Raw genomic sequence first — 18,682 nt, 5'->3', positions numbered from 1 at the left:
GCGGCGCTGCACGCTGGTCAGAAGCCAACCGGTTTTGGCTCGTCTGGTACGTTATGTTTTAACAAAAGTGAGTGTTCCGCATGTTCCGTTTGACGTCCCGACTGACCGCCGCCGCGACCGTGTCGCTGCTCGTCCTGACCCTGACGGCCTGTTCGGATTCGTCGGAGCAGTCACCGCAGGCTTCCGGCACGTCCGGTTCTGCCGTCAGCACCGAGACCGCTGCGGTGCCGGCAGTGTCCTCGGAGACCACGGCTTCGACCGCAGCCGCAGCCGAAGCGCCAAAAGCCGATGGCGATGTCGATATGGCCAAGGTTCTGGAACAGGGCCCGCTCAAGGACATGGTGCTGGGGGATGAGAACGCCCCTGTGACCATCGTTGAATACATGTCGATGACCTGTCCGCATTGTGCGTCCTTCCATCAGGAGAATTTCAAGCCGCTGCAGGAGAAATACATCGATACCGGCAAGGTTCGTTTCATTCTTCGTGAGTTTCCGTTTGATCCGCGCGCCGCGGCTGCCATCATGCTGGCCCGGTGTGCGCCTGAAAACCAGTTCTTCCCGATGGTCGATGTGCTGTTCAAGCAGCAGCAGACCTGGGCCACTGCGCCGGATGGCCGCGAAGCATTGCTGCAAATTGCCCGCTTGGCCGGTTTTACACAGGAGTCCTTTGAGGCTTGCTTGACGAACCAGAAACTTCTGGATGATGTGAATGCTGTGAGAACCAAGGCCGCAGACGAGTTTGGCATCCAGTCCACGCCGAGCTTCATCATCAATGGCAAGCGGTATCCGGGGAATATGTCGATTGAAGTTTTGTCGGCGATCATCGACCCGCTGTTGTAAGCGGGTCAGGCATGCCAATCCCTCGCGCCTGTTTCGCGGGGGAGGCTTTGCCGTGCCGATGAGGCAATCTGGCCGGGAGACCCGGTCATGAAGTTCACAAAGCTGCGGGTTCTGGGCTTCAAATCCTTCGTCGAGCCGACCGAATTTGTCATTGAGCGCGGACTGACCGGCGTGGTCGGCCCCAACGGCTGCGGCAAGTCCAACCTGGTCGAAGCCATGCGTTGGGTGATGGGCGAGAATTCCTACAAGAACATGCGCGCCTCGGGCATGGACGATGTGATTTTCTCGGGCTCGGGCAACCGGCCGGCGCGCAATACCGCCGAAGTCGGCCTTTATCTCGACAATTCCGACCGCACCGCGCCCGCCGCCTTCAACAATTCCGACGAGATTCAGGTCACCCGCCGCATCGAACGCGAATCCGGCTCGGTCTACCGCATCAATGGCAAGGAAGCCCGCGCCAAGGATGTGCAATTGCTGTTTGCCGATGCGTCCACCGGCGCCCGCTCGCCATCGATGGTCGGTCAGGGCCGGATCGGCGAGCTGATCCAGGCCAAGCCGCAGGCGCGCCGGCAATTGCTCGAAGAAGCCGCCGGTATTTCCGGCCTCTATTCACGCCGGCACGAGGCCGAACTCAGACTGCGCGCTGCCGAAACCAACCTCGAAAGGCTCGACGACGTCACCTCCGAGCTGGAGGGGCAAATCGAGAGCCTCAAGCGTCAGGCCCGTCAGGCCAACCGCTTCAAGATCTTGTCAGCCGAAGTGCGCCAGGCCGAAGCTACGCTCTTGCATCTGCGCTGGTCGCTGGCCAAGTCTCAGGAAGGCGAGGCCGAAAGCGCGCTGGCGCAGGCCACATCACGGGTGGCGGAACTGGCGCAAGCGCAGATGGAGGCCGCCAGAAGCCAGGCCGTTGCCGCCCATAAATTGCCCGAACTCAGGGATGGCGAAGCCGCTGCCGCTGCGGCCTTGCAGCGCCTGCAGATTGCCCGCACCCAGATTGACGAGGAAGCCGAGCGGATTGTCCGCCGTCGCGAGGAGCTCGACCGGCGGATGGCGCAGCTCAAGGCCGATATCGACCGCGAGGAGCGGCTGATTGCCGACAATGCCGGGGTCATGCAGCGGCTCTCCGCCGAGGAAGCCGAACTGAATCTGGCGCTCGAAGGCAGCGATGAGCGCTCGGCCGTCCTCAAAGCTGCGTTCGAGGCGGCGCAAGCCAAACTTGGCGAAAGCGAGACCTCGCTCGGGGTCATCACCGCCGAACGCGCCGAGGCCGCAGCCGAACGAACCCAGCTTGAACGGACCCTCCGCGAAGTCGGCGAGCGCAAGGCGCGGCTCGACCGGCAGATTGCCAGCCAGGACGCCGATCTTGCCGCGATTGCCGGGCGCATCGCCGGTCTTCCTGATCCCGCCATCAAGCGCCGGGACACGGAGGTGGCCGAAAAGGCGCTCAGCGACGCTGAAGGCACGCTGGCCCGGATCGAGACAGCGCTCGAAACCGCCCGTGAGACCGAGACGGCCGCCCGGCTGCCGGTGACCGAGGCCAGAGCCCGGCTCAACGCCATCGACACCGAAGCCAAGACCATTGCCCGCATGCTCAATGCCGGACAGGGCCCGGAACTTTTCCCTCCGGTGGTCGAGCAGATCAAGGTCGATCGCGGCTATGAAACCGCGCTGGGTGCCGCCCTTGGCGATGATCTCGACCTTCCCCTCGACCCCGCAGCACCCGCTCACTGGGCAAGGATGCAGCTGGATGCTGATGACGCTGCGCTTCCCGATGGGGTGGTGCCGCTCTCGACTCATGTCCGCGCCCCGGCAGAGCTGGCGCGCCGTCTGGCCCATATCGGTCTGGTTGGCGACGCCGATCACGGCCGGGCGTTGCACGGTCTGCTCAAGCCCGGGCAGCGGCTGGTTACCCGCGATGGCGCCGTGTTCAGGTGGGATGGGTATGTGGCCTCCGCCGATGCGCCGACACCGGCGGCGCTGCGGCTGGAGCAGAAAAACCGCCTGGCGGAGCTGAATGACGAAGCCGTCGAGGCGACCAAGGCGTTGCGTCAGGTCGAAGAGGCGCTGGCGCAGAGCGAGGCCGCGGTTCAGGCGCGTGTCGGCGAGAGCCGGACAGCCCGGGATGCGATCCGTGACGCCAACCAGCGGCTCACCCGCGCCCGTGACGAGCTGGCGAGCGCCGAGCGCGCCTCCGGCGAACTGTCCAGCCGCCGCGCGGTGCTGACCGAATCCCGCGCCCAGGTGGGCGCGCAATTGGCCGAAGCGGTGGAAGCCTTGGAACAGGCCGACGGGTCACTCAAGGCCTGTCCGGATCTGGCGGCACTCGACGCCGCCCTGGCGCAGATCAACGCCGAAGTGGCGACCGATCGCGGCGGCCTGGCCGAGGCGCGCGCCGTCCATGAAGGGCTGGAGCGGGAGAATGCCGCCCGGGCACGAAGGCTCGAGGCCATTGCCAGCGAACGGGCAAGCTGGCTTGAACGTGCCGCCAACGCCGAAAGCCATCTCGCCGCACTCCGGGCCCGCTCCGAGGAAGCGGCCACCGAAGTGGCCGGCATCGCCGACGCGCCCGACGAAATCGCCGCCCGTCGCCGCCAGCTTATGCATCAGCTCTCCGACGTTGAAAAACGCCGCCAGGAGGCTGCCGACACGCTTGCGCTGGCCGAAACCGGATCGCGCGAGGCCGACAAACTCGCCACCGAGGCAATCGGAGCCCTGTCGCAGGGCCGTGAGGCCCGCGGCCGGGCGGAAGAGCGGCTGATGGCCGCCCGTGAGCGTCGCGAGGAAGGCGAAGCCCGGATTCGCGAGGCGCTCAATTGCGAACCGCACGAAGCCATGCGTCACACCGGGCTGGCCGCCGACGCGCCCTTGCCCGATCCGGCACCGGTGGAACGCAACCTCGAACGTCTCAAGATCGAGCGTGAGCGGCTTGGCGCCGTCAATTTGCGCGCCGAGGAAGAGCAGACCGAACTGTCGGACCGACTCAATCTCATCGTCACCGAGCGCGAGGACATCATCGATGCGATCAAGAAGCTGCGTGCCGGCATCCAGAGCCTCAACAAGGAGGGCCGCGAGCGGCTGCTGTTGGCGTTTGACGTCGTCAATGACCAGTTCCGGCGGCTGTTCACCCACCTCTTTGGCGGTGGCACGGCGGAGTTGCAGCTGATTGAATCCGACGATCCGCTGGAAGCGGGCCTGGAAATTCTCGCCCGTCCGCCGGGCAAGAAGCCGCAGACCATGACATTGCTATCAGGCGGCGAGCAGGCATTGACGGCCATGGCGCTGATTTTTGCGGTGTTTTTGACCAATCCGGCGCCGATCTGCGTGCTCGACGAGGTTGACGCACCGCTCGATGATCACAATGTCGAACGCTTCTGCAATCTGATGGACGAAATGGCTGCCTCCACCGAGACCCGCTTCGTCATCATCACCCACAATCCGATCACCATGGCGCGGATGAGCCGCCTGTTCGGTGTCACCATGTCCGAGCAGGGCGTCAGCCAGCTGGTCTCGGTCGACCTGCAAACCGCAGAACAATTGCGTGACGCCGGGTAGGCAATCGTGCTGGCCGCCGCGCCGACACGTTCCAGCATGTCGATGTGTTGTTTCCTGCCATATGGCGCGCCATGTTGAGCCATATGGCAAGGATTGTTCCGATGACTGATGCGCACCCCTCTCAAATGGACCTGGCCGACCCGGTGTCGCTCGCGGCAATTGATCCCGCGCGCATGGCCCGGGTGTCCGCCACCACGTTTTCGCGCATCGCCGCCGCCTGGCGCCTGGGCAACGAATCCGCCGCGCAATTGCTTGACATCAGCCCACGCACCTTCGCCCGCATGAAAGCCGCCGACTGGTCCGGCCGGCTCAGCCGGGACCAGCTGATGCGGATCAGTGCTGTGACCGGGCTCTACAAGGCGCTGCATCTCTATTTCAACGATGAGTTGGCCGACCGCTGGGTGACCATGCGCAACACCGGGCCGTTGTTCGCAGGCCGGTCGCCGCTTGAAACGATGGTTGAAGGCGGACTTCCCGCCATTCTGGCAACCCGCAATTACATCGACGCCGTCAGAGGCGGCGCGTGAAACTGCCAGTGGCGGCCATTTCAGCAGAGGCGACGGTGCGGCTGATTCCGACCGCCTATTACAAGCCGCCGGTGATGCGCGCACTTGTCGACGACGCGCAGGATCTTGCCATCCTCGCTGCCATCGAGAGCCTCACCAGCCAGCGGCTGATTGCCGAGAAGACCGGGCTTGCCGGTCTTGATCCACGCGAATTGCTGTTTCGCGCCTGGGGCCAGACCCATGTCAACGCGGCTTTCGCCTACACCCGCCCGGAAGGCAACCGCTTCAACGATGGCTCGCGTGGCGCCTGGTATGCCGGTTTCGAGGACCTCACGGCAATCGCCGAGGTCGCCTATCATCGCACCCGCGAGCTGGAGCGAATCGACTTCTTCGAAGATGAAGCCACCTATCAGGCATTGCTTGCGGGCTTTATGGGGGATTTTCATGATCTCAGCTCAGCGCACAGCGATGCGCCATGGCTTTCCCCGGATACGCCTGTTGCCTATCCGGAAGGTCAGGCGCTGGCGCGGCTGATGCGCGGGCAAGGCGCGCGCGGATTCATCTACCCTTCAGTGCGTCGCCGTGGCGGAACCTGCCTCGTCGCCTTCGAACCGCATCTGGTGCAGAATGTGCGGCCGGGTGCGCGCTGGAAAATGGTTTGGGACGGCAGCCGGGATTACACTGTAACCACGGCCTGAATTCCGTTTCTCATCCACACCATTCCGGCTTTTCTATAGAGCCGAGATCAGCGCCGCCACCACCCGGTCCTGGGTGTCCTCATCCAGATAGGGATGCATCGGCAGGCTCAGAACGGTCTCTGCCAGCCTGTCGGTGACCGGCAGTGAGCCGCCGGCAATACCGTAATGGCTGTAGGCCTCCTGGCGGTGCAGCGGTTTGGCGTAATAGACCGCGCTCGGCACGCCGTCATCCCTGAGCTTCGCCTGGATGGCGTCGCGGTCGACGCTGGCGGGCAGTTTGACTGTGTATTGCGCCCAGACTGACTGCACGCCTTCGGGCACCACAGGGGTGGTCACATGGTCCTTGAGCAGCGCCGTGTAGCGCGCCGCAATGCGGTTGCGGGCTTCGATCTCGTCGTCGAAGATCTTCAGTTTCTCGATCAGCACCGCCGCCTGCATGGTGTCGATGCGGCCGGTCATGCCAACCCGCACATTGTCATACTGGTTGGCGCCCTTGCCGTGAAACAGGATCGAGCGCAACGTGTCGGCAAGCTCGCTGTCGTCGGTGAAGATCGCGCCGCCATCGCCATAGGCGCCGAGCGGCTTGGCCGGAAAGAAGCTGGTGGCGGTCGCCAGCGCCAGCGTGCCGACCCGGCGGTTGTGATAACGCGCGCCATAGGCCTGCGCCGCATCGCCCAGAACCCACATTTTTTCGCGCGCGGCAATTTTCGACACCGCATCATAATCGGCGGGAATGCCGAACAGATCCACCGGAATCACCCCGACCGGTTCGTGGCCGGCAGCCCGTGCATCCGCGATGGCCGTCTCGAGCGAGGCCGGATCAATATTGAAGGTGTCCGCGTCGACATCGACAAACCAGACCTGAGCGCCAAGCCAGGCCACCACTTCCGCGGTTGCCACGAAGGTGAAGGCGGGGCAGAAGATCGCCTGTCCCGGCCGCACATTCTTGGCCATCAGAACCATGGCCAGAGCATCGGTTCCCGATGAACAGGCAACGGCATGCTGCGCGCCGCAATGGGCAGCGAGCTGCGCCTCAAGTTCGGCCACTTCGGGGCCCATGATGAATTGACCATGGTCGAGCACGCGGGCGATCGCGGCGTCGACCTCCGCACGGATACGCAGTTTCTGTGTGCCAAGATCGACAAAGGGGATTGGTTCGCGTGCTGCAGACGACATGATGCTGGTGCCTCGGGGCTCATACGACGGGTGTTTCCGGCAGCGAGCCGTAGAGTCAGCCGGAGTTGACGATCCTGTTAATGCGCCGCGTCAGCCGGGTCCATAGTCAGCTGTCACTCCGGCGTGGATATCGTGCTCCTCCCAATCACTTTGCGTTGCCTCGGGTGATGCTGCGTGACAACCCGCAATCGGCACACATCCCGCTGCTGCGTGAATCCGCTGCCGAATTCCGCCTGTTCATTGATCTGGCATGCGCTCTGCCAACCGGGTGTTCCATCGCATCGATTTAGTCGCCGCCTTGATCGAATTGCGCATTGTAATTCCCCGTCACTGCGGTAAGCAGCCTGTACAAGGGTGTCGGGAGACATGGTCTCCGCAGGATTCGCACGCGCTCCGGGCAGGGCGGGTGACAGGCTGCGGACGCATTCCGGAGCGGACAGAACGGAAGGTTGAGTGATGACGAAGTGGGTCTACACTTTCGGGGACGGGCAGGCGGAAGGCTCGGCTGCGGACCGCAATCTGCTGGGTGGCAAAGGCGCAAACCTCGCGGAAATGTGCAATCTGGGTCTGCCGGTTCCGCCCGGACTGACAATCATCACCGACGCCTGCGTCTGGTATTACAGCAATGGCCGCAAGATGCCGGACGGGCTTGAGGCAGCGGTGACCGACGCTCTGGTCAAAGTCGGCACGATCGCCGGACGCGCCTTTGGCGATCGGCAAAAGCCGCTGTTGCTCTCGGTCCGATCCGGCGCCCGCGCCTCGATGCCCGGCATGATGGATACAGTCCTCAATCTCGGTCTGAACGACGAGACCGTTCTGGCCATCGCCCGCGATTCCGGCGACGAGCGTTTCGCTTTTGACAGCTACCGCCGCTTCATCCAGATGTATGGCGATGTGGTGATGGGCCTCGATCATGAAGTCTTCGAAGATATCCTTGAAGACGAGAAAGCCCGGCTCGGCCACGAGCTTGACACAGATGTGTCGGCTGCCGAGTGGCGCGAGATCATTGCGCGCTACATGGCGATTATCGAGCAAGAACTCGGTGTCCCATTCCCGCAGGATCCGCATCAGCAGCTCTGGGGCGCAATCAGCGCCGTGTTCGCAAGCTGGATGAATGCCCGCGCCATCACCTATCGCCAGTTGCACGACATTCCGGCCTCCTGGGGCACTGCGGTCAATGTCCAGGCGATGGTATTCGGCAATCTCGGCGATCAATCGGCAACGGGAGTGGCTTTTACCCGCAACCCGTCCATTGGCGCCAACCAACTCTACGGCGAATTTCTGGTCAACGCCCAGGGCGAGGACGTCGTGGCTGGCATCCGCACGCCGCAATCGATCACCGAGGCCGCCCGCATTGAATCAGGCTCGGACCGGCCCTCGCTCGAAAAGCTCATGCCGGCGGCATTTGCCGAGTTCGTTGCCATCTGCAACCGGCTCGAACAGCATTACCACGACATGCAGGATCTTGAGTTCACAATCGAGGCCGGCAAGCTGTGGATGTTGCAGACCAGATCCGGCAAGCGGACCGCCAAGGCAGCGCTGAAGATTGCCGTCGATATGGTTGGCGAGGGACTGATTACAAAGGAAGATGCGGTGATGCGGATTGATCCCGCATCGCTCGACCAGCTCTTGCACCCGACCATTGATCCGCATGCCCGCCGCGATGTCATCGGCGCGGGGCTGCCGGCTTCGCCAGGCGCTGCAACCGGCGAGATTGTCTTCACCTCGGAGGAAGCCGTCGAGGCCGCGAAAACCGGCCGCAAGGTGATCCTGGTGCGGGTCGAGACAAGTCCGGAAGACATTCACGGCATGCATGCGGCTGAGGGTATTCTCACCTCGCGCGGCGGCATGACCAGCCATGCGGCCGTGGTCGCGCGCGGCATGGGAACGCCGTGCGTGTCGGGTGCGGGCGGCATCCGCATCGACCTGCGCAACCGGACGCTTGTCTCGCTCGGCACGACCCTCAAGGCGGGCGACGTCATCACCCTTGACGGCTCCTCCGGCCAGGTGCTCAAGGGATCTGTGGCGATGCTGCAGCCCGAGCTGTCGGGTGATTTCGGCCAGATCATGGAATGGGCCGACGCAACCCGGCGGATGAAGGTTCGCACCAATGCCGAAACGCCTGCCGACGCTCGCGCTGCACGCTCGTTCGGTGCCGAAGGCATCGGGTTGTGCCGCACCGAGCACATGTTTTTCGACGGCGACCGGATCAGCGCCATGCGTGAAATGATTCTGGCCGAAGCTGAAGACGGGCGGCGCGCGGCACTGGCCAGGCTGCTGCCGATGCAACGGTCCGACTTTGTCGAATTGTTCGAGATCATGAAGGGCCTGCCGGTCACCATTCGGCTGCTCGACCCGCCTTTGCACGAGTTCCTGCCCAAGACGCCGGAAGAAATCGCCGAGGTGGCAGCGATCATCTGCGTGACGGTCGACAAGCTGAGCCAGCGCGTCGATGAACTCCACGAGTTCAATCCGATGCTCGGCCATCGCGGGTGCCGGTTGGCGATTTCCTATCCGGAAATTGCCGAAATGCAGGCGCGCGCCATTTTTGAAGCCGCGGTCGAAGCTGCCAAGTCCACCGGCGCACCTGTTGTGCCGGAAATCATGGTGCCGCTGGTCGGGCTTCGCGAAGAGCTTGAATTCGTCAAGGCACGGATCGATTCCGTGGCCCGCGAGGTCATCGGTGAAGCCGGCGTCGATATCACCTATCTCGTTGGCACCATGATCGAATTGCCGCGTGCGGCCATCCGCGCCCATGCAATCGCCGAAGCGGCCGAGTTCTTCTCCTTCGGCACCAATGACCTGACCCAGACCACCTTCGGCATATCGCGCGATGATGCCTCGTCGTTCCTGATGACCTATCAGCAGAAGGGCATCATCGAGCAGGATCCCTTCGTCACGCTTGACATCGACGGTGTCGGAGAACTGATCCGTATCGCCGCCGAGAAAGGCAGGGCGACCCGTCCCGACATCAAGCTTGGCATCTGTGGTGAACACGGCGGTGACCCGGCTTCGGTGAAGTTCTGCGATTCGGTCGGCCTGGATTACGTCAGCTGCTCGCCGTTTCGTGTGCCGATAGCCCGGCTGGCGGCTGCCCAGGCGGCGATTGAGAAGTCACGCAACTCCTGACCCGGCCATCAGCAAATCCGGTTTGCGGATTAAGCTTCCACAGTTTCACGGTTTGCGAGAAGAAAAAACCAATCTCCCCCTCCGGGCTGTAACTTCAGACCCTCTCATCGGTCCCGATGGATTGTAGTTTGCTGATACAATTTACGGAGACTGATGCAATGGATCTCGTCCCTCTGATCGACCTTATCGGCGAGCCGCAAACGGCACTTGTTGGCGGACTCGTTCTCGGGCTTGCCTTTGGCGTGTTCGCCCAGCGCAGCCGCTATTGCACCCGCTCGGCGGTCCTCTCCGCCATGGGCGAGAGCGATCTCAAGCCGCTCGCGACCTGGGCTGCGGGCTTTGCAGCCGCCATCCTGGCGGTGCAGCTATTGCTTGGCGCCGACATGCTGGATGTGTCCGAGACACGTTTCTTCTCGACAGCCCAAAGCCTGACGGGCGCGCTCTTTGGCGGCCTCGTCTTCGGCATTGGCATGGTGCTGACGCGCGGCTGCGTCTCGCGGCTGCTGGTGCTCGGCGCCTCGGGCAATCTTCGCGGTATGCTCTCGATTGCCATCGTGGCGATCACCGCACTTGCCACCTACAGCGGCGTGCTGGTGCCGCTGCGCGACAGCATTGGCGGGGTCTGGAACACGGCTGCCATTGGCGGCAATGATCTGCTCGCGCATGCCGGTCTGGATCGCTGGGCCGGAATTGCCCTTGGCGCGGTTCTGGCTGTCATCGCGCTGGGTGTGGCGGCAAAGGCGCGGCTGTCGTTCGCGCGATTGGTGGGCGGAACCATGATCGGCCTTACGGTGGCGGCGGGCTGGTACTTCACCTGGCAGCTTTCGACCCAGGTTTTCGAGCCGATCCAGGCCGAAAGCCTGTCCTTCATCCGTCCGCTCGCCACCACCAGTGAGCTGGCGCTTCAGAGCGGATTTGCCGGGCTCGACCAGGGCGTTCTGCTCGGCGCGGTCATTGGCGCATTTGCAGCCGCTCTGATTTCGGGCGAGTTTCGCATCTCGACATTTTCCGAACCCGGCACGCCTTCGATCTGGCGCTACGCCGCAGGCTCGGTGCTGATGGGCTTTGGCGGCATTCTTGCTGTCGGCTGCACCATCGGCGCCGGTCTCACCGGCGGATCGGTGCTGGCGGTGTCCTCGCTGCTTGGCCTGGCGTCGATGATCACCGGCGCGGCATTGACCCAGCTTGTGCTGCGTTCGACGGCAAGCCGGCAGGCAGACACCGCCGCAGTCATGGCTGCGGAGTAAGCATCGCTGATCCTGCCCCGGCTGTGACCTCAAGCCGGGGCAGGGCGGCCAGCCTCTGCCACTCGGTCTGATTGCGGATGGCGACCACCGGACAATCGATTTGGTAAAGCATCTGCGCCACCAGTGCGCCTGTGGTGATGATGGCATCTTCGACAAGCAGGATGATCGCTGCAGGCGCGGTGCCGAGCCGGATCGCTTCGGCCAGAACCGACGCCCCCGATGATGATCCGCGTCCCCGCTCCATGAACAGGATCGCGCCACTGAGGCAGGCGCCGTGTTGCGGATGAAACCGGTCGATCACCTTGCCGCTTGAGCTGTCAAACCCGCCCCAAAAGCTCAGCGGATCATCCAGTTTCAAACTTGGCCCTCTTGCGGCGCCTTCCACCAGACACTGCGCGCTCATGCCCGCACCACCCGTCCGGCCCTGGCCGAGACAAGCGTATCGGCAAGGGTGCCGAAGGCGACATCGACACCGAGATTGCCTGGCGCGTAATAGGCCCACTTGCCTGAATTGGTCATCACGGCGCCGCTCAGATCGCGGATGATCGAAGTCACATAGGTGCAGGTATCAACCACCACCGTGATGCCGGCCGCCTCAAGCCGCCCGGCACGCCCGTCTGCGCTCAGCCGGTCCCATTCATGGCGGCCGGTATTGACATAGATCGGCACTGAAAATGGCGCCAGATCGAGCATCGGCAGCAACCGGTCAAATTCGGTCAGCGAGAAATGCGGCGTGCCGAGCGCCACCGCGGTCAGCGGCGTGCCGTCGGCGACCGTGCTCAGTGACGCCAGAATGCCGGCGATCTCCTCCGGTCCCAGCCGCGCCACCACGGGAGCCTGCCTGCCGCCGGTTGCCGCAGCAAGATCAGGCGCCTCCGGTGTCAGTCCGACGGCGTGAAACATGGCGACGCTGCCGGAAGAGGCGGCCGCAGCCCCCAGCGCCTTGAGATCGTCCTCACTGGTGCAGCCGGGCAGTCCGGTGATCGCGGCAATGGTGTCGCCGCATTCGCGGCCGACGGCAAGGCCTGCCGCAACCGCAATTCCGCCGGCCTGATCCGGGCTGGCGTCCTTGCATCCGGTAACCGCGACAATGGCTCCGGCGCGCCGGTTCTCGCTCCGGTGCAGGCCATAATCGGGAACCCGCCCGGTCAAGGCGCAAGCCAGATCGATGAAATCGCCATAGCGGTTGGTGCGCGCGCCGATGACGGAATTGGCAAAGACGATGGCATTGGATTCGGCCCAGGCCAGCTGATCACCGAAACCGGGTCTGAGCAAAGTCTGGTAAGGCGCGCAGGTGAAGCTTGGGGTGCAGCCGAGTTCGAGATGGGCTTGCATCAGCCGCTTGCCTGCCGCGCCCAGTGCCGCGTCACCGATGAAAAGCTCTGGATGTATGAGATCGACCGAGCCGACATTCAGTGTCGTGGGAACCTTGACGCGGCCCTCGAGCGCCACGTAGCGCTCGACGAAATCAAGGCTTGCCTCACCGTGATACAGGCAGCCGTCCACATGGGCGCTGGCACAGGGCAACAATCGCTGGGCACCAACAGCTTCGGCGAATTTTAGCACAAGGGTAAACGCATCCGCTGCGGCGCGGCCCTGCCTGCCTTCCAGGATATCATGATCGGTCGCAGTCAAGTCCACCCTGTCATCCCCCCATGCTTCCGGCCCATGCTTCTCGCTGGAGCGCGGAGACTACTGCATGTCGCGTTCAAATGTATTCATTTGGACGATAACGTACATGCAATAATTCAAACAGATACAGCCCGCTTCGCGCATCCAATTGATTGCGCGAAGCAGGCTGTATCTGCAATGGTGCGGTGGCAAAAGGGCAGGTGACGCAATCAGAATTTTTCGAGCACCGCCACGAAGGCCTTGGCAAACTGCACCAGCCCCGCGGTGGTTTCGTCAGCTTCCGCGGTAATCGCCTGATCGCCATTGGCGCTGAGCAGCACCAGCCCGAAGCGGCCGCCGTCGTCCCGTGACAGGCAGACAACGGCGATGCGCTGTGCGCCCTCGGCAAGACCTGACGCCGGCAGATCAAACAGAAACTCGCCATCCACCCTTGTGGCTGCGGCACGCACCGCCGCGCAAAATCCGAGTTCGGCGATATCGTTGAGATCAAGGGCAAGGTCGAGTTCGACCAGATCAAGGGCCAGGGGAGCCGGCTCCTGCATCAGCGGCGCTGACGCGGTCTGGGACGAAGGGTGGGCAAGGCCGGCCTCGGGTATCGGGGTGGATGCAGGCTGCAAGGGGCCGTGCATCGGCAGCGCTGAAGTCTCGGTTGTCATGGCGGATCTCCTTCGGAACGTGGCACCTGTCCGGGTTGATCTGCCCCCCGCATAAAACTTTGCCGTCAAGAATGGCTGAAGTGTGGCGCTTGCCGCCACTGCCCTGAACGGTTAATGAAATCAGCCACAAGCACCCCGTCGCGCATCTCCGCGCTCCACCTGTCATCGAGAGCTGGCCGCGCCATGCCGTTCCGACCGCAACGACCCCATTCCATCGCTGCAACCTGGGCACGCCGGGTCGGCCGTTTTGCGCTGCTTTTGGCGCTTATGGCCTTGATCCTGCACCGGGTAGGCATGCTCGACTTGCCACATGCCGTCGCGGCGGTTTTGCTGGCGGCGGTTGTGGCCGCCTATGTGCTTGGTCTGGCGGTGATCGGCTTCTTCATGCTGTGGCAAATTGGCGCCAAGGGAGGTCATGCTTCCTTCAGCGGCATGGTCATGGCGCTGATGGTGTTGATCCCGGTTGGGCTTGCGGCCGGTCGCTATGTGCAGCTCCCCAGAATCCACGACGTCTCCACCGATGTCATCGACGCCCCCGACTGGCTCGAACCGCCCCCGATCGAAACCTCCTGGCTAGGCCGGAGTGACGGGACGGCGCCGGCGGCAAGGGAGCTGCAGGCCGCAGCCTATCCGCACATCACCGGCCGGCGCTACGAAGGCGCCATCGACCGGGTGCTGCTCGCTGTGCGCGCGGTGGTTGAGGCAAACAAGTGGACGCCGGTCGCCAATGTCGGGCTCGATGTGCTGGTAAACGGGCTCGAGCCCTCGCCGGCAAGCCCGGAAACGGCAAAGCCACCCGAATTCTCCAGCGGTGAGGCGGACCCGGAACGGGTCCCGTTGCCCGCCCCGCGCCCGGACATAGAGAACCAGCCATTGGAGCCGCTGCCGACTTTCGCCGTGCTTCAATACCGGACCCGAACCCTGGTCCTCGGCGTGCCGCAGGACATCCTTATCCGTCTTTCCGAGGAGGAGGAGACCACCTTTGTCGACATGCGCGCCGCCACGCGCGATGGCGATCACGATCTCGGGCTCAATGCCGCGCTGATCACGGATTTTCTGCGGGATCTCGACATCCGCCTGCTCGGGATTGCGGGCGGCTGAAATCGTCGCTTGATCGCCGCACCGTTCGAGCCGGTTTCAGGCCGGGCGGTACTCGCCATGGATCGCTGGCGGACCGTCCGTGACCACTTCGCCGCGGCTTACCAGATCCTCCAGATGCGCCAGCACCGAGAGCGCCGCTGCGCCGTGCAAGCGCGGATCGGTGTCGCGGTAGATCGCCTTCACCATGTCGCCGATCAACCGGTCGCCCTTTTCCACACGGCCGAACACGGTGCGTTCGCGCATCCGCCGGTGGGTCTTGAGGGCGCGGACGAATTGCCGGGGCTGGGTGACCGCGCCGCCATGGCCGGGCAGGTAGGACCGGTCGTCGCGTTCGGCCAGCATGTCGAGCGAGGCCATGAAGTCGCCCATGGAGCCGTCCGGGGGAGCGATGATCGAGGTTGCCCAGGCCATCACATGATCGCCGGAAAACACAAGTCCCGTCTCCGCACCGGTCAGGGCGAAGGCCGCGTGATTGGCGGCGTGTCCCGGGGTGTGCAGTGTCTCGATCGCCCACCCGTCGCCGGAGATCACCTCGCCATGCCTGGCCGAGATGTCCGGCACGAAATCCATGTCGGAGCTTTCCCGCAGTGGATTGATCTCGCCGGTGTAAAGCGGCCGCGCGGCGCGGTGCGGCCCTTCGGCAACCACCACCGCACCTGTGGCGGCCTTGAGCCGGGCCGCCAGCGGCGAGTGATCCCGGTGCGTGTGGGTGACGAATATGTGACTCACCGGACGGCCGGCGATCGCCGCCTCAAGCGTGCGCCAATGGCTTTCGTCCTCCGGGCCGGGGTCTATCACCGCCAAGCTGTCCTTCCCGACAATGTAGCTGTTGGTTCCGTGGAAGGTCATCGGACCGGAATTGGGGGCCGTCACCCGCAATATCTGTTCGGCGACAGGCACCGCGCGTCCGTGCTCGGGGGCAAAGGACTTGTCAAATCTGGGTTCGCTCACGCCGATCTCCGCTGTCTGCCCTGAACCGTGCCTGGAAGGCGGCTCTGGGACATCCGCCACATGTGGACGGTCATGGAATTGGGCCGGACTGTCTTGCTGTCGGGCTGGTAAGTCAATATACCGCTAGCAATGACTGGCAGGTTTAGCCTGCTGTTGCGAAACATCTGGAGAATGATCCATGGCCATTGCCCCCGCCCGTTCCCTCTTTCAATCCCTTGCGCCCGAAGGGGCCGCAGCCCGGTACGCGACCTTTGGCGCACTGGCCATCGTTGGCAGCCTGTTGATCGCGCTCGCCGGCAAGGTCACGGTTCCTTTCTGGCCGGTTCCGGCAACGCTTCAGACGCTGGCGATCTTTGTGATCGCGGCTGCATTCGGCCGCAAACTCGCGCTGGCCACGCTCGCAGCCTACCTGATTGAAGGGGCTGCCGGGCTTCCGGTGTTCACCAATGGTGGCGGTCTTGCCTATTTTGCCGGTCCGACCACCGGCTATCTTGCAGGCTTTGTCGTTGCCGCCGGCCTGACCGGCTGGGCTGCCGACCGCGGTCTTGACCGCAACGCGTTCAAGCTGTTTGCGGTCAATCTGGTGGGCACCGCCATTATCCTGCTTCTCGGCGCCGCCTGGATCGCACTGGCTTTCGGCCCCGAAAAAGCTCTTGCCTGGGGCGTCGGCCCGTTCATTGCAACCGATGTGATCAAGGCTGCCCTTGCAGCCGCAGTGGTTCCAGCCGGCTGGCAGATCGCCACCCTGTTCCGCCGCTAGGCTCAGGTTCCACCTGACGATCGCATGAGCGCAACAGCGTCTCGAATTCGAACCCGCGTGGCCTGCAGGCTGCGCGGGTTTTTCGTTGCCGTGGATAATCCTTGCCAGGAGCAAGTTCGGCGCTTGTGATCCTCTGCGTCATTTGCTATCCCCCGCGTGGCGTCCGGAGTTTACCGGTTGCTTCGGGTGACATATCCTGTCGGCCCGGTCTTTGTTGGGGTATAGCCAAGCGGTAAGGCAGCGGTTTTTGGTATCGCCATCCCTGGTTCGAATCCAGGTACCCCAGCCACTCTTCTCCCGGTCCACAACGGCCAGATGTTTTTCGAAAACCCTCTGGCTTGACTGTCTCGCGCGAGTGTCTTACGCCTGCAGTCGGCGGCATTGATTTCTTTGTCTTAACAATGGCTTGATATAGGAGAGGAAGTCCTGTGTCGGCCTCCATGCATCACGTCAACTCTGCCATCCACGGCGTGTTCGGCTTCTGGTCTGCACAGCAGCCAGATCAATTTCCCAGGGTGTACAATGATCAATTTTGACAGCTTCGGCGACCTTTCCAGTCTGGACCTTGGCGATTTCGCGCCCAAGCCGACAAGTTTCACCGACGGACAGGTCGAGGCCGCCAAACAACTCTGGGCCTCTGAGGATGGCGCGTCCAAGGTCGGTGTGTGGGAATGCACACCGGGGCGCTTTTCCGCTGACCGGACCCAATCCTCCGAAATTTGCCATATCCTCAGTGGCACGGCCACGGTGGTCAGCTCTCAGGGTGGCGACGAACGGCAGATCGGTCCGGGTGACCTGCTTGTCCTGCCGCTGGGCTGGCAAGGTGAATGGACCATCCACCAGAAGCTGCGCAAGACCTATGTGATCACCCAACGGGCCTGATCGCGTTGTTTTGCAGCGCCAACTGGCCTTGTGGGTGCAAGCGCATTTCGGAGGGCTGCCTGGAACTGACGGGCGCAATGGATGGAGCGCACATCTTGTCGCAGCATCCCATGCGGCGCTTGCGAGCTTGATGGCTGCAGTATACTCCTTTTCCAATTCGCAATTCGGGCCAGGGCAATGATCGGCATCGGGCACATTTTCAGCAGAACGGGGTTGGTGCGGCTGGTCTGCGCCCTTTCGCTGCTGTTTGTGGCCTTTGCGCACATCCCTCTGTCGGCCAATGCTTCGGCTGTTGCGCTGCAATTTGCCTATGCGGACGTTGATATCTCCGACTTCATACTGCCCGACGGCACTTTGGCCGATCTGTGCCTGAGAGGCGAGGGCAGCGGCGAGCAGGCGTTGGGCAGCGACTGCGATGCCTGCCGCATCGTGTCGGCTTTTGATCTGCCGGTCCTGCTCGGGGGCTATCTGGCCAATCGGATTTCTGCCCAGGTTCTGCTGGCGCCAGGTCAGAGTGAGCTGGCTCCGCGTCAGGTATTGCGGCCCGGAGCCTCGCCACGCGGCCCGCCCGTTTTTCGGGTCTGAACGCTCGCCTTGCGGGCGGAATGCCGTGTTGCGTCGCGGCTTCCTGCTTCATGTCCGGCCGCCGTCGATAGGCGGCTTGCCCAATTCCCAACATCGCGCCCTGCGTTTTCAGGGCTGATTTCCCGATTTAGTCGCGTGCCGGACTGGTGCGCCAGCAAAGGTAAAACCCATGAACCGTTTTGCAATCACCCTCTCCGCTGCCCTGCTTGGTCTCTCCATGACCTCCGCCCTGGCCCATGATTACAAACTCGGCGACCTTGTGATTGACCATCCTGTTGCCCGTGCCACGCTGCCCGATGCTCCGGTTTCCGGCGGCTATATGACGATCCACAACAGCGGCGCCGAAGCCGACCGGTTGGTCAGCGGCGAGGCCGCCTTTGCCGGGCGCGTGGAGATTCATGAGATGAGCATGGAAGGCGAGGTCATGAAGATGCGGCAGCTTGCCGAAGGTCTGGAGATCCCCGCCGGCGGTGACGTCGAACTCAAACCCGGCGGTTACCACATCATGTTCATCGACCTCGAACAGCAACTGGCCGAAGGCGACAAATATCCGGTCACGCTGGTTTTCGAAAAAGCCGGCTCGCTCGAGGTCGAGTTCTACGTGGAAACCCTGCAGAAAATGCAAGGCCATGACACCATGGATCATGGCACCATGGATCATGGCACCACGAGCCATGGCGGCTGAGCCTGCCGCCTCTGATGCATGGCGCGCAAAAGTGTGCAGCGGTTTTGCGTCAACGGCATGCCTAAACAAAGTGCCTAAAGTGCGTCGCCCGGAACCGGTTTGATGCGACGCTTTTTAGGGGGGAAGATCGGGGTAAGGGTGGCGTTTGCCACCCTTTTCCTGCTGTGCATCGGCTTTCTTGTTGTGCTTGGAGGGCAGCCGACACTGCTGTTGTTTGGCTTCAGCCTTTGTCCTGACATCTGCCCCACCATGCCGTCCCAGATGGCAGGCTGGCATGTCTGTG

The 18,682-nt window shown here is 63.2% G+C and carries 16 protein-coding genes and 1 tRNA gene; 12 read left to right on the top strand and 5 right to left on the bottom strand.

Annotated features, from left to right (window positions below; genetic code table 11):
• Nucleotides 1–80 precede the first annotated feature (80 nt).
• From PZ897_RS10225 to PZ897_RS10210, 4 genes are all read left to right on the top strand, one after another.
• Nucleotides 81–839: a DsbA family protein gene (locus PZ897_RS10225; protein WP_275752167.1), complete on the top strand. Its 759-nt coding sequence runs from the start codon at nt 81–83 to the stop codon at nt 837–839.
• An 87-nt stretch (nt 840–926) separates the two neighbouring features.
• Nucleotides 927–4,391: a chromosome segregation protein SMC gene (gene smc, locus PZ897_RS10220; protein WP_275752166.1), complete on the top strand. Its 3,465-nt coding sequence runs from the start codon at nt 927–929 to the stop codon at nt 4,389–4,391.
• A 101-nt stretch (nt 4,392–4,492) separates the two neighbouring features.
• Entirely contained in the window at nt 4,493–4,918 is a 426-nt protein-coding gene (locus PZ897_RS10215) for an antitoxin Xre-like helix-turn-helix domain-containing protein (protein WP_275752165.1), read from the top strand.
• Nucleotides 4,915–5,595 (top strand): RES family NAD+ phosphorylase, encoded by a 681-nt coding sequence (locus PZ897_RS10210; RefSeq protein ID WP_343217453.1) that lies wholly within the window; start codon nt 4,915–4,917, stop codon nt 5,593–5,595. Before PZ897_RS10215 ends, PZ897_RS10210 begins: the two co-directional genes overlap by 4 nt.
• A 33-nt stretch (nt 5,596–5,628) precedes the next feature.
• Here the strand turns inward: PZ897_RS10210 and PZ897_RS10205 are convergent, their stop codons facing one another.
• Nucleotides 5,629–6,771: a DegT/DnrJ/EryC1/StrS aminotransferase family protein gene (locus tag PZ897_RS10205; protein WP_275752164.1), complete on the bottom strand. Its 1,143-nt coding sequence runs from the start codon at nt 6,769–6,771 to the stop codon at nt 5,629–5,631.
• Nucleotides 6,772–7,227: 456 nt separating this feature from the next.
• Here PZ897_RS10205 and ppdK point away from each other — a divergent pair, with 456 nt between their 5' ends.
• Both ppdK and PZ897_RS10195 read left to right on the top strand, forming a co-directional pair.
• Nucleotides 7,228–9,900, top strand: a complete 2,673-nt coding sequence (gene ppdK, locus PZ897_RS10200) for a pyruvate, phosphate dikinase (RefSeq protein WP_275752238.1) — start codon at nt 7,228–7,230, stop codon at nt 9,898–9,900.
• A 158-nt stretch (nt 9,901–10,058) separates the two neighbouring features.
• Nucleotides 10,059–11,147, top strand: coding sequence for a YeeE/YedE family protein (locus PZ897_RS10195; protein WP_275752163.1), 1,089 nt, complete (start codon nt 10,059–10,061; stop codon nt 11,145–11,147).
• On the opposite strand, the gene PZ897_RS10190 is transcribed toward PZ897_RS10195, so the two are convergent.
• From PZ897_RS10190 to PZ897_RS10180, 3 genes are all read right to left on the bottom strand, one after another.
• Entirely contained in the window at nt 11,131–11,550 is a 420-nt protein-coding gene (locus PZ897_RS10190; protein ID WP_275752162.1) for a DUF126 domain-containing protein, read from the bottom strand. The two genes, PZ897_RS10195 and PZ897_RS10190, sit on opposite strands and share 17 nt — an antisense overlap.
• On the bottom strand, nt 11,547–12,788 hold the full coding sequence (locus PZ897_RS10185) for an aconitase X catalytic domain-containing protein (protein ID WP_275752161.1): 1,242 nt from the start codon (nt 12,786–12,788) through the stop codon (nt 11,547–11,549). The genes PZ897_RS10190 and PZ897_RS10185 overlap by 4 nt, the downstream gene beginning before the upstream one ends.
• A gap of 200 nt (nt 12,789–12,988) precedes the next feature.
• On the bottom strand, nt 12,989–13,435 hold the full coding sequence (locus PZ897_RS10180; protein WP_275752160.1) for a hypothetical protein: 447 nt from the start codon (nt 13,433–13,435) through the stop codon (nt 12,989–12,991).
• 114 nt (nt 13,436–13,549) lie between these two features.
• Here PZ897_RS10180 and PZ897_RS10175 point away from each other — a divergent pair, with 114 nt between their 5' ends.
• Complete coding sequence (locus tag PZ897_RS10175; RefSeq protein ID WP_275752159.1) at nt 13,550–14,536, top strand: DUF1499 domain-containing protein; 987 nt, start codon at nt 13,550–13,552, stop codon at nt 14,534–14,536.
• Between the two features lie 36 nt (nt 14,537–14,572).
• Here the strand turns inward: PZ897_RS10175 and PZ897_RS10170 are convergent, their stop codons facing one another.
• On the bottom strand, nt 14,573–15,487 hold the full coding sequence (locus PZ897_RS10170) for an MBL fold metallo-hydrolase (RefSeq protein ID WP_275752158.1): 915 nt from the start codon (nt 15,485–15,487) through the stop codon (nt 14,573–14,575).
• 178 nt (nt 15,488–15,665) lie between these two features.
• On the opposite strand from PZ897_RS10170, the gene PZ897_RS10165 reads away from it, so the two are divergent.
• From PZ897_RS10165 to PZ897_RS10145, 5 genes are all read left to right on the top strand, one after another.
• Nucleotides 15,666–16,247, top strand: coding sequence for a biotin transporter BioY (locus PZ897_RS10165; RefSeq protein ID WP_275752157.1), 582 nt, complete (start codon nt 15,666–15,668; stop codon nt 16,245–16,247).
• A 215-nt stretch (nt 16,248–16,462) separates the two neighbouring features.
• Nucleotides 16,463–16,536 (top strand) — tRNA-Gln (locus tag PZ897_RS10160).
• 233 nt (nt 16,537–16,769) lie between these two features.
• Nucleotides 16,770–17,129, top strand: coding sequence for a cupin domain-containing protein (locus PZ897_RS10155; RefSeq protein WP_275752156.1), 360 nt, complete (start codon nt 16,770–16,772; stop codon nt 17,127–17,129).
• Nucleotides 17,130–17,306: 177 nt separating this feature from the next.
• Nucleotides 17,307–17,714, top strand: a complete 408-nt coding sequence (locus PZ897_RS10150) for a hypothetical protein (protein WP_275752155.1) — start codon at nt 17,307–17,309, stop codon at nt 17,712–17,714.
• Nucleotides 17,715–17,883: 169 nt separating this feature from the next.
• Entirely contained in the window at nt 17,884–18,399 is a 516-nt protein-coding gene (locus PZ897_RS10145; protein ID WP_275752154.1) for a copper chaperone PCu(A)C, read from the top strand.
• The last annotated feature ends 283 nt before the right edge of the window (nt 18,400–18,682 follow it).

Source organism: Hoeflea sp. YIM 152468, from assembly GCF_029210485.1.
In the GTDB taxonomy this organism is placed as follows: domain Bacteria; phylum Pseudomonadota; class Alphaproteobacteria; order Rhizobiales; family Rhizobiaceae; genus Hoeflea.
Note: the sequence above shows the minus strand (reverse complement) of the source record. Positions and strands in the feature narration are given on the sequence as shown.

Excerpts from the sequence above, each read along its gene's own strand:
- PZ897_RS10225 (WP_275752167.1), top strand. The coding sequence starts at position 81 with ATGTTCCGTTTGACGTCCCGACTGACCGCCGCCGCGACCGTGTCGCTG.
- smc (WP_275752166.1), top strand. The coding sequence starts at position 927 with ATGAAGTTCACAAAGCTGCGGGTTCTGGGCTTCAAATCCTTCGTCGAG.
- PZ897_RS10215 (WP_275752165.1), top strand. The coding sequence starts at position 4,493 with ATGACTGATGCGCACCCCTCTCAAATGGACCTGGCCGACCCGGTGTCG.
- PZ897_RS10205 (WP_275752164.1), bottom strand. The coding sequence starts at position 6,771 with ATGTCGTCTGCAGCACGCGAACCAATCCCCTTTGTCGATCTTGGCACA.
- ppdK (WP_275752238.1), top strand. The coding sequence starts at position 7,228 with ATGACGAAGTGGGTCTACACTTTCGGGGACGGGCAGGCGGAAGGCTCG.
- PZ897_RS10195 (WP_275752163.1), top strand. The coding sequence starts at position 10,059 with ATGGATCTCGTCCCTCTGATCGACCTTATCGGCGAGCCGCAAACGGCA.
- PZ897_RS10190 (WP_275752162.1), bottom strand. The coding sequence starts at position 11,550 with ATGAGCGCGCAGTGTCTGGTGGAAGGCGCCGCAAGAGGGCCAAGTTTG.
- PZ897_RS10180 (WP_275752160.1), bottom strand. The coding sequence starts at position 13,435 with ATGACAACCGAGACTTCAGCGCTGCCGATGCACGGCCCCTTGCAGCCT.
- PZ897_RS10175 (WP_275752159.1), top strand. The coding sequence starts at position 13,550 with ATGAAATCAGCCACAAGCACCCCGTCGCGCATCTCCGCGCTCCACCTG.
- PZ897_RS10165 (WP_275752157.1), top strand. The coding sequence starts at position 15,666 with ATGGCCATTGCCCCCGCCCGTTCCCTCTTTCAATCCCTTGCGCCCGAA.
- PZ897_RS10155 (WP_275752156.1), top strand. The coding sequence starts at position 16,770 with ATGATCAATTTTGACAGCTTCGGCGACCTTTCCAGTCTGGACCTTGGC.
- PZ897_RS10150 (WP_275752155.1), top strand. The coding sequence starts at position 17,307 with ATGATCGGCATCGGGCACATTTTCAGCAGAACGGGGTTGGTGCGGCTG.
- PZ897_RS10145 (WP_275752154.1), top strand. The coding sequence starts at position 17,884 with ATGAACCGTTTTGCAATCACCCTCTCCGCTGCCCTGCTTGGTCTCTCC.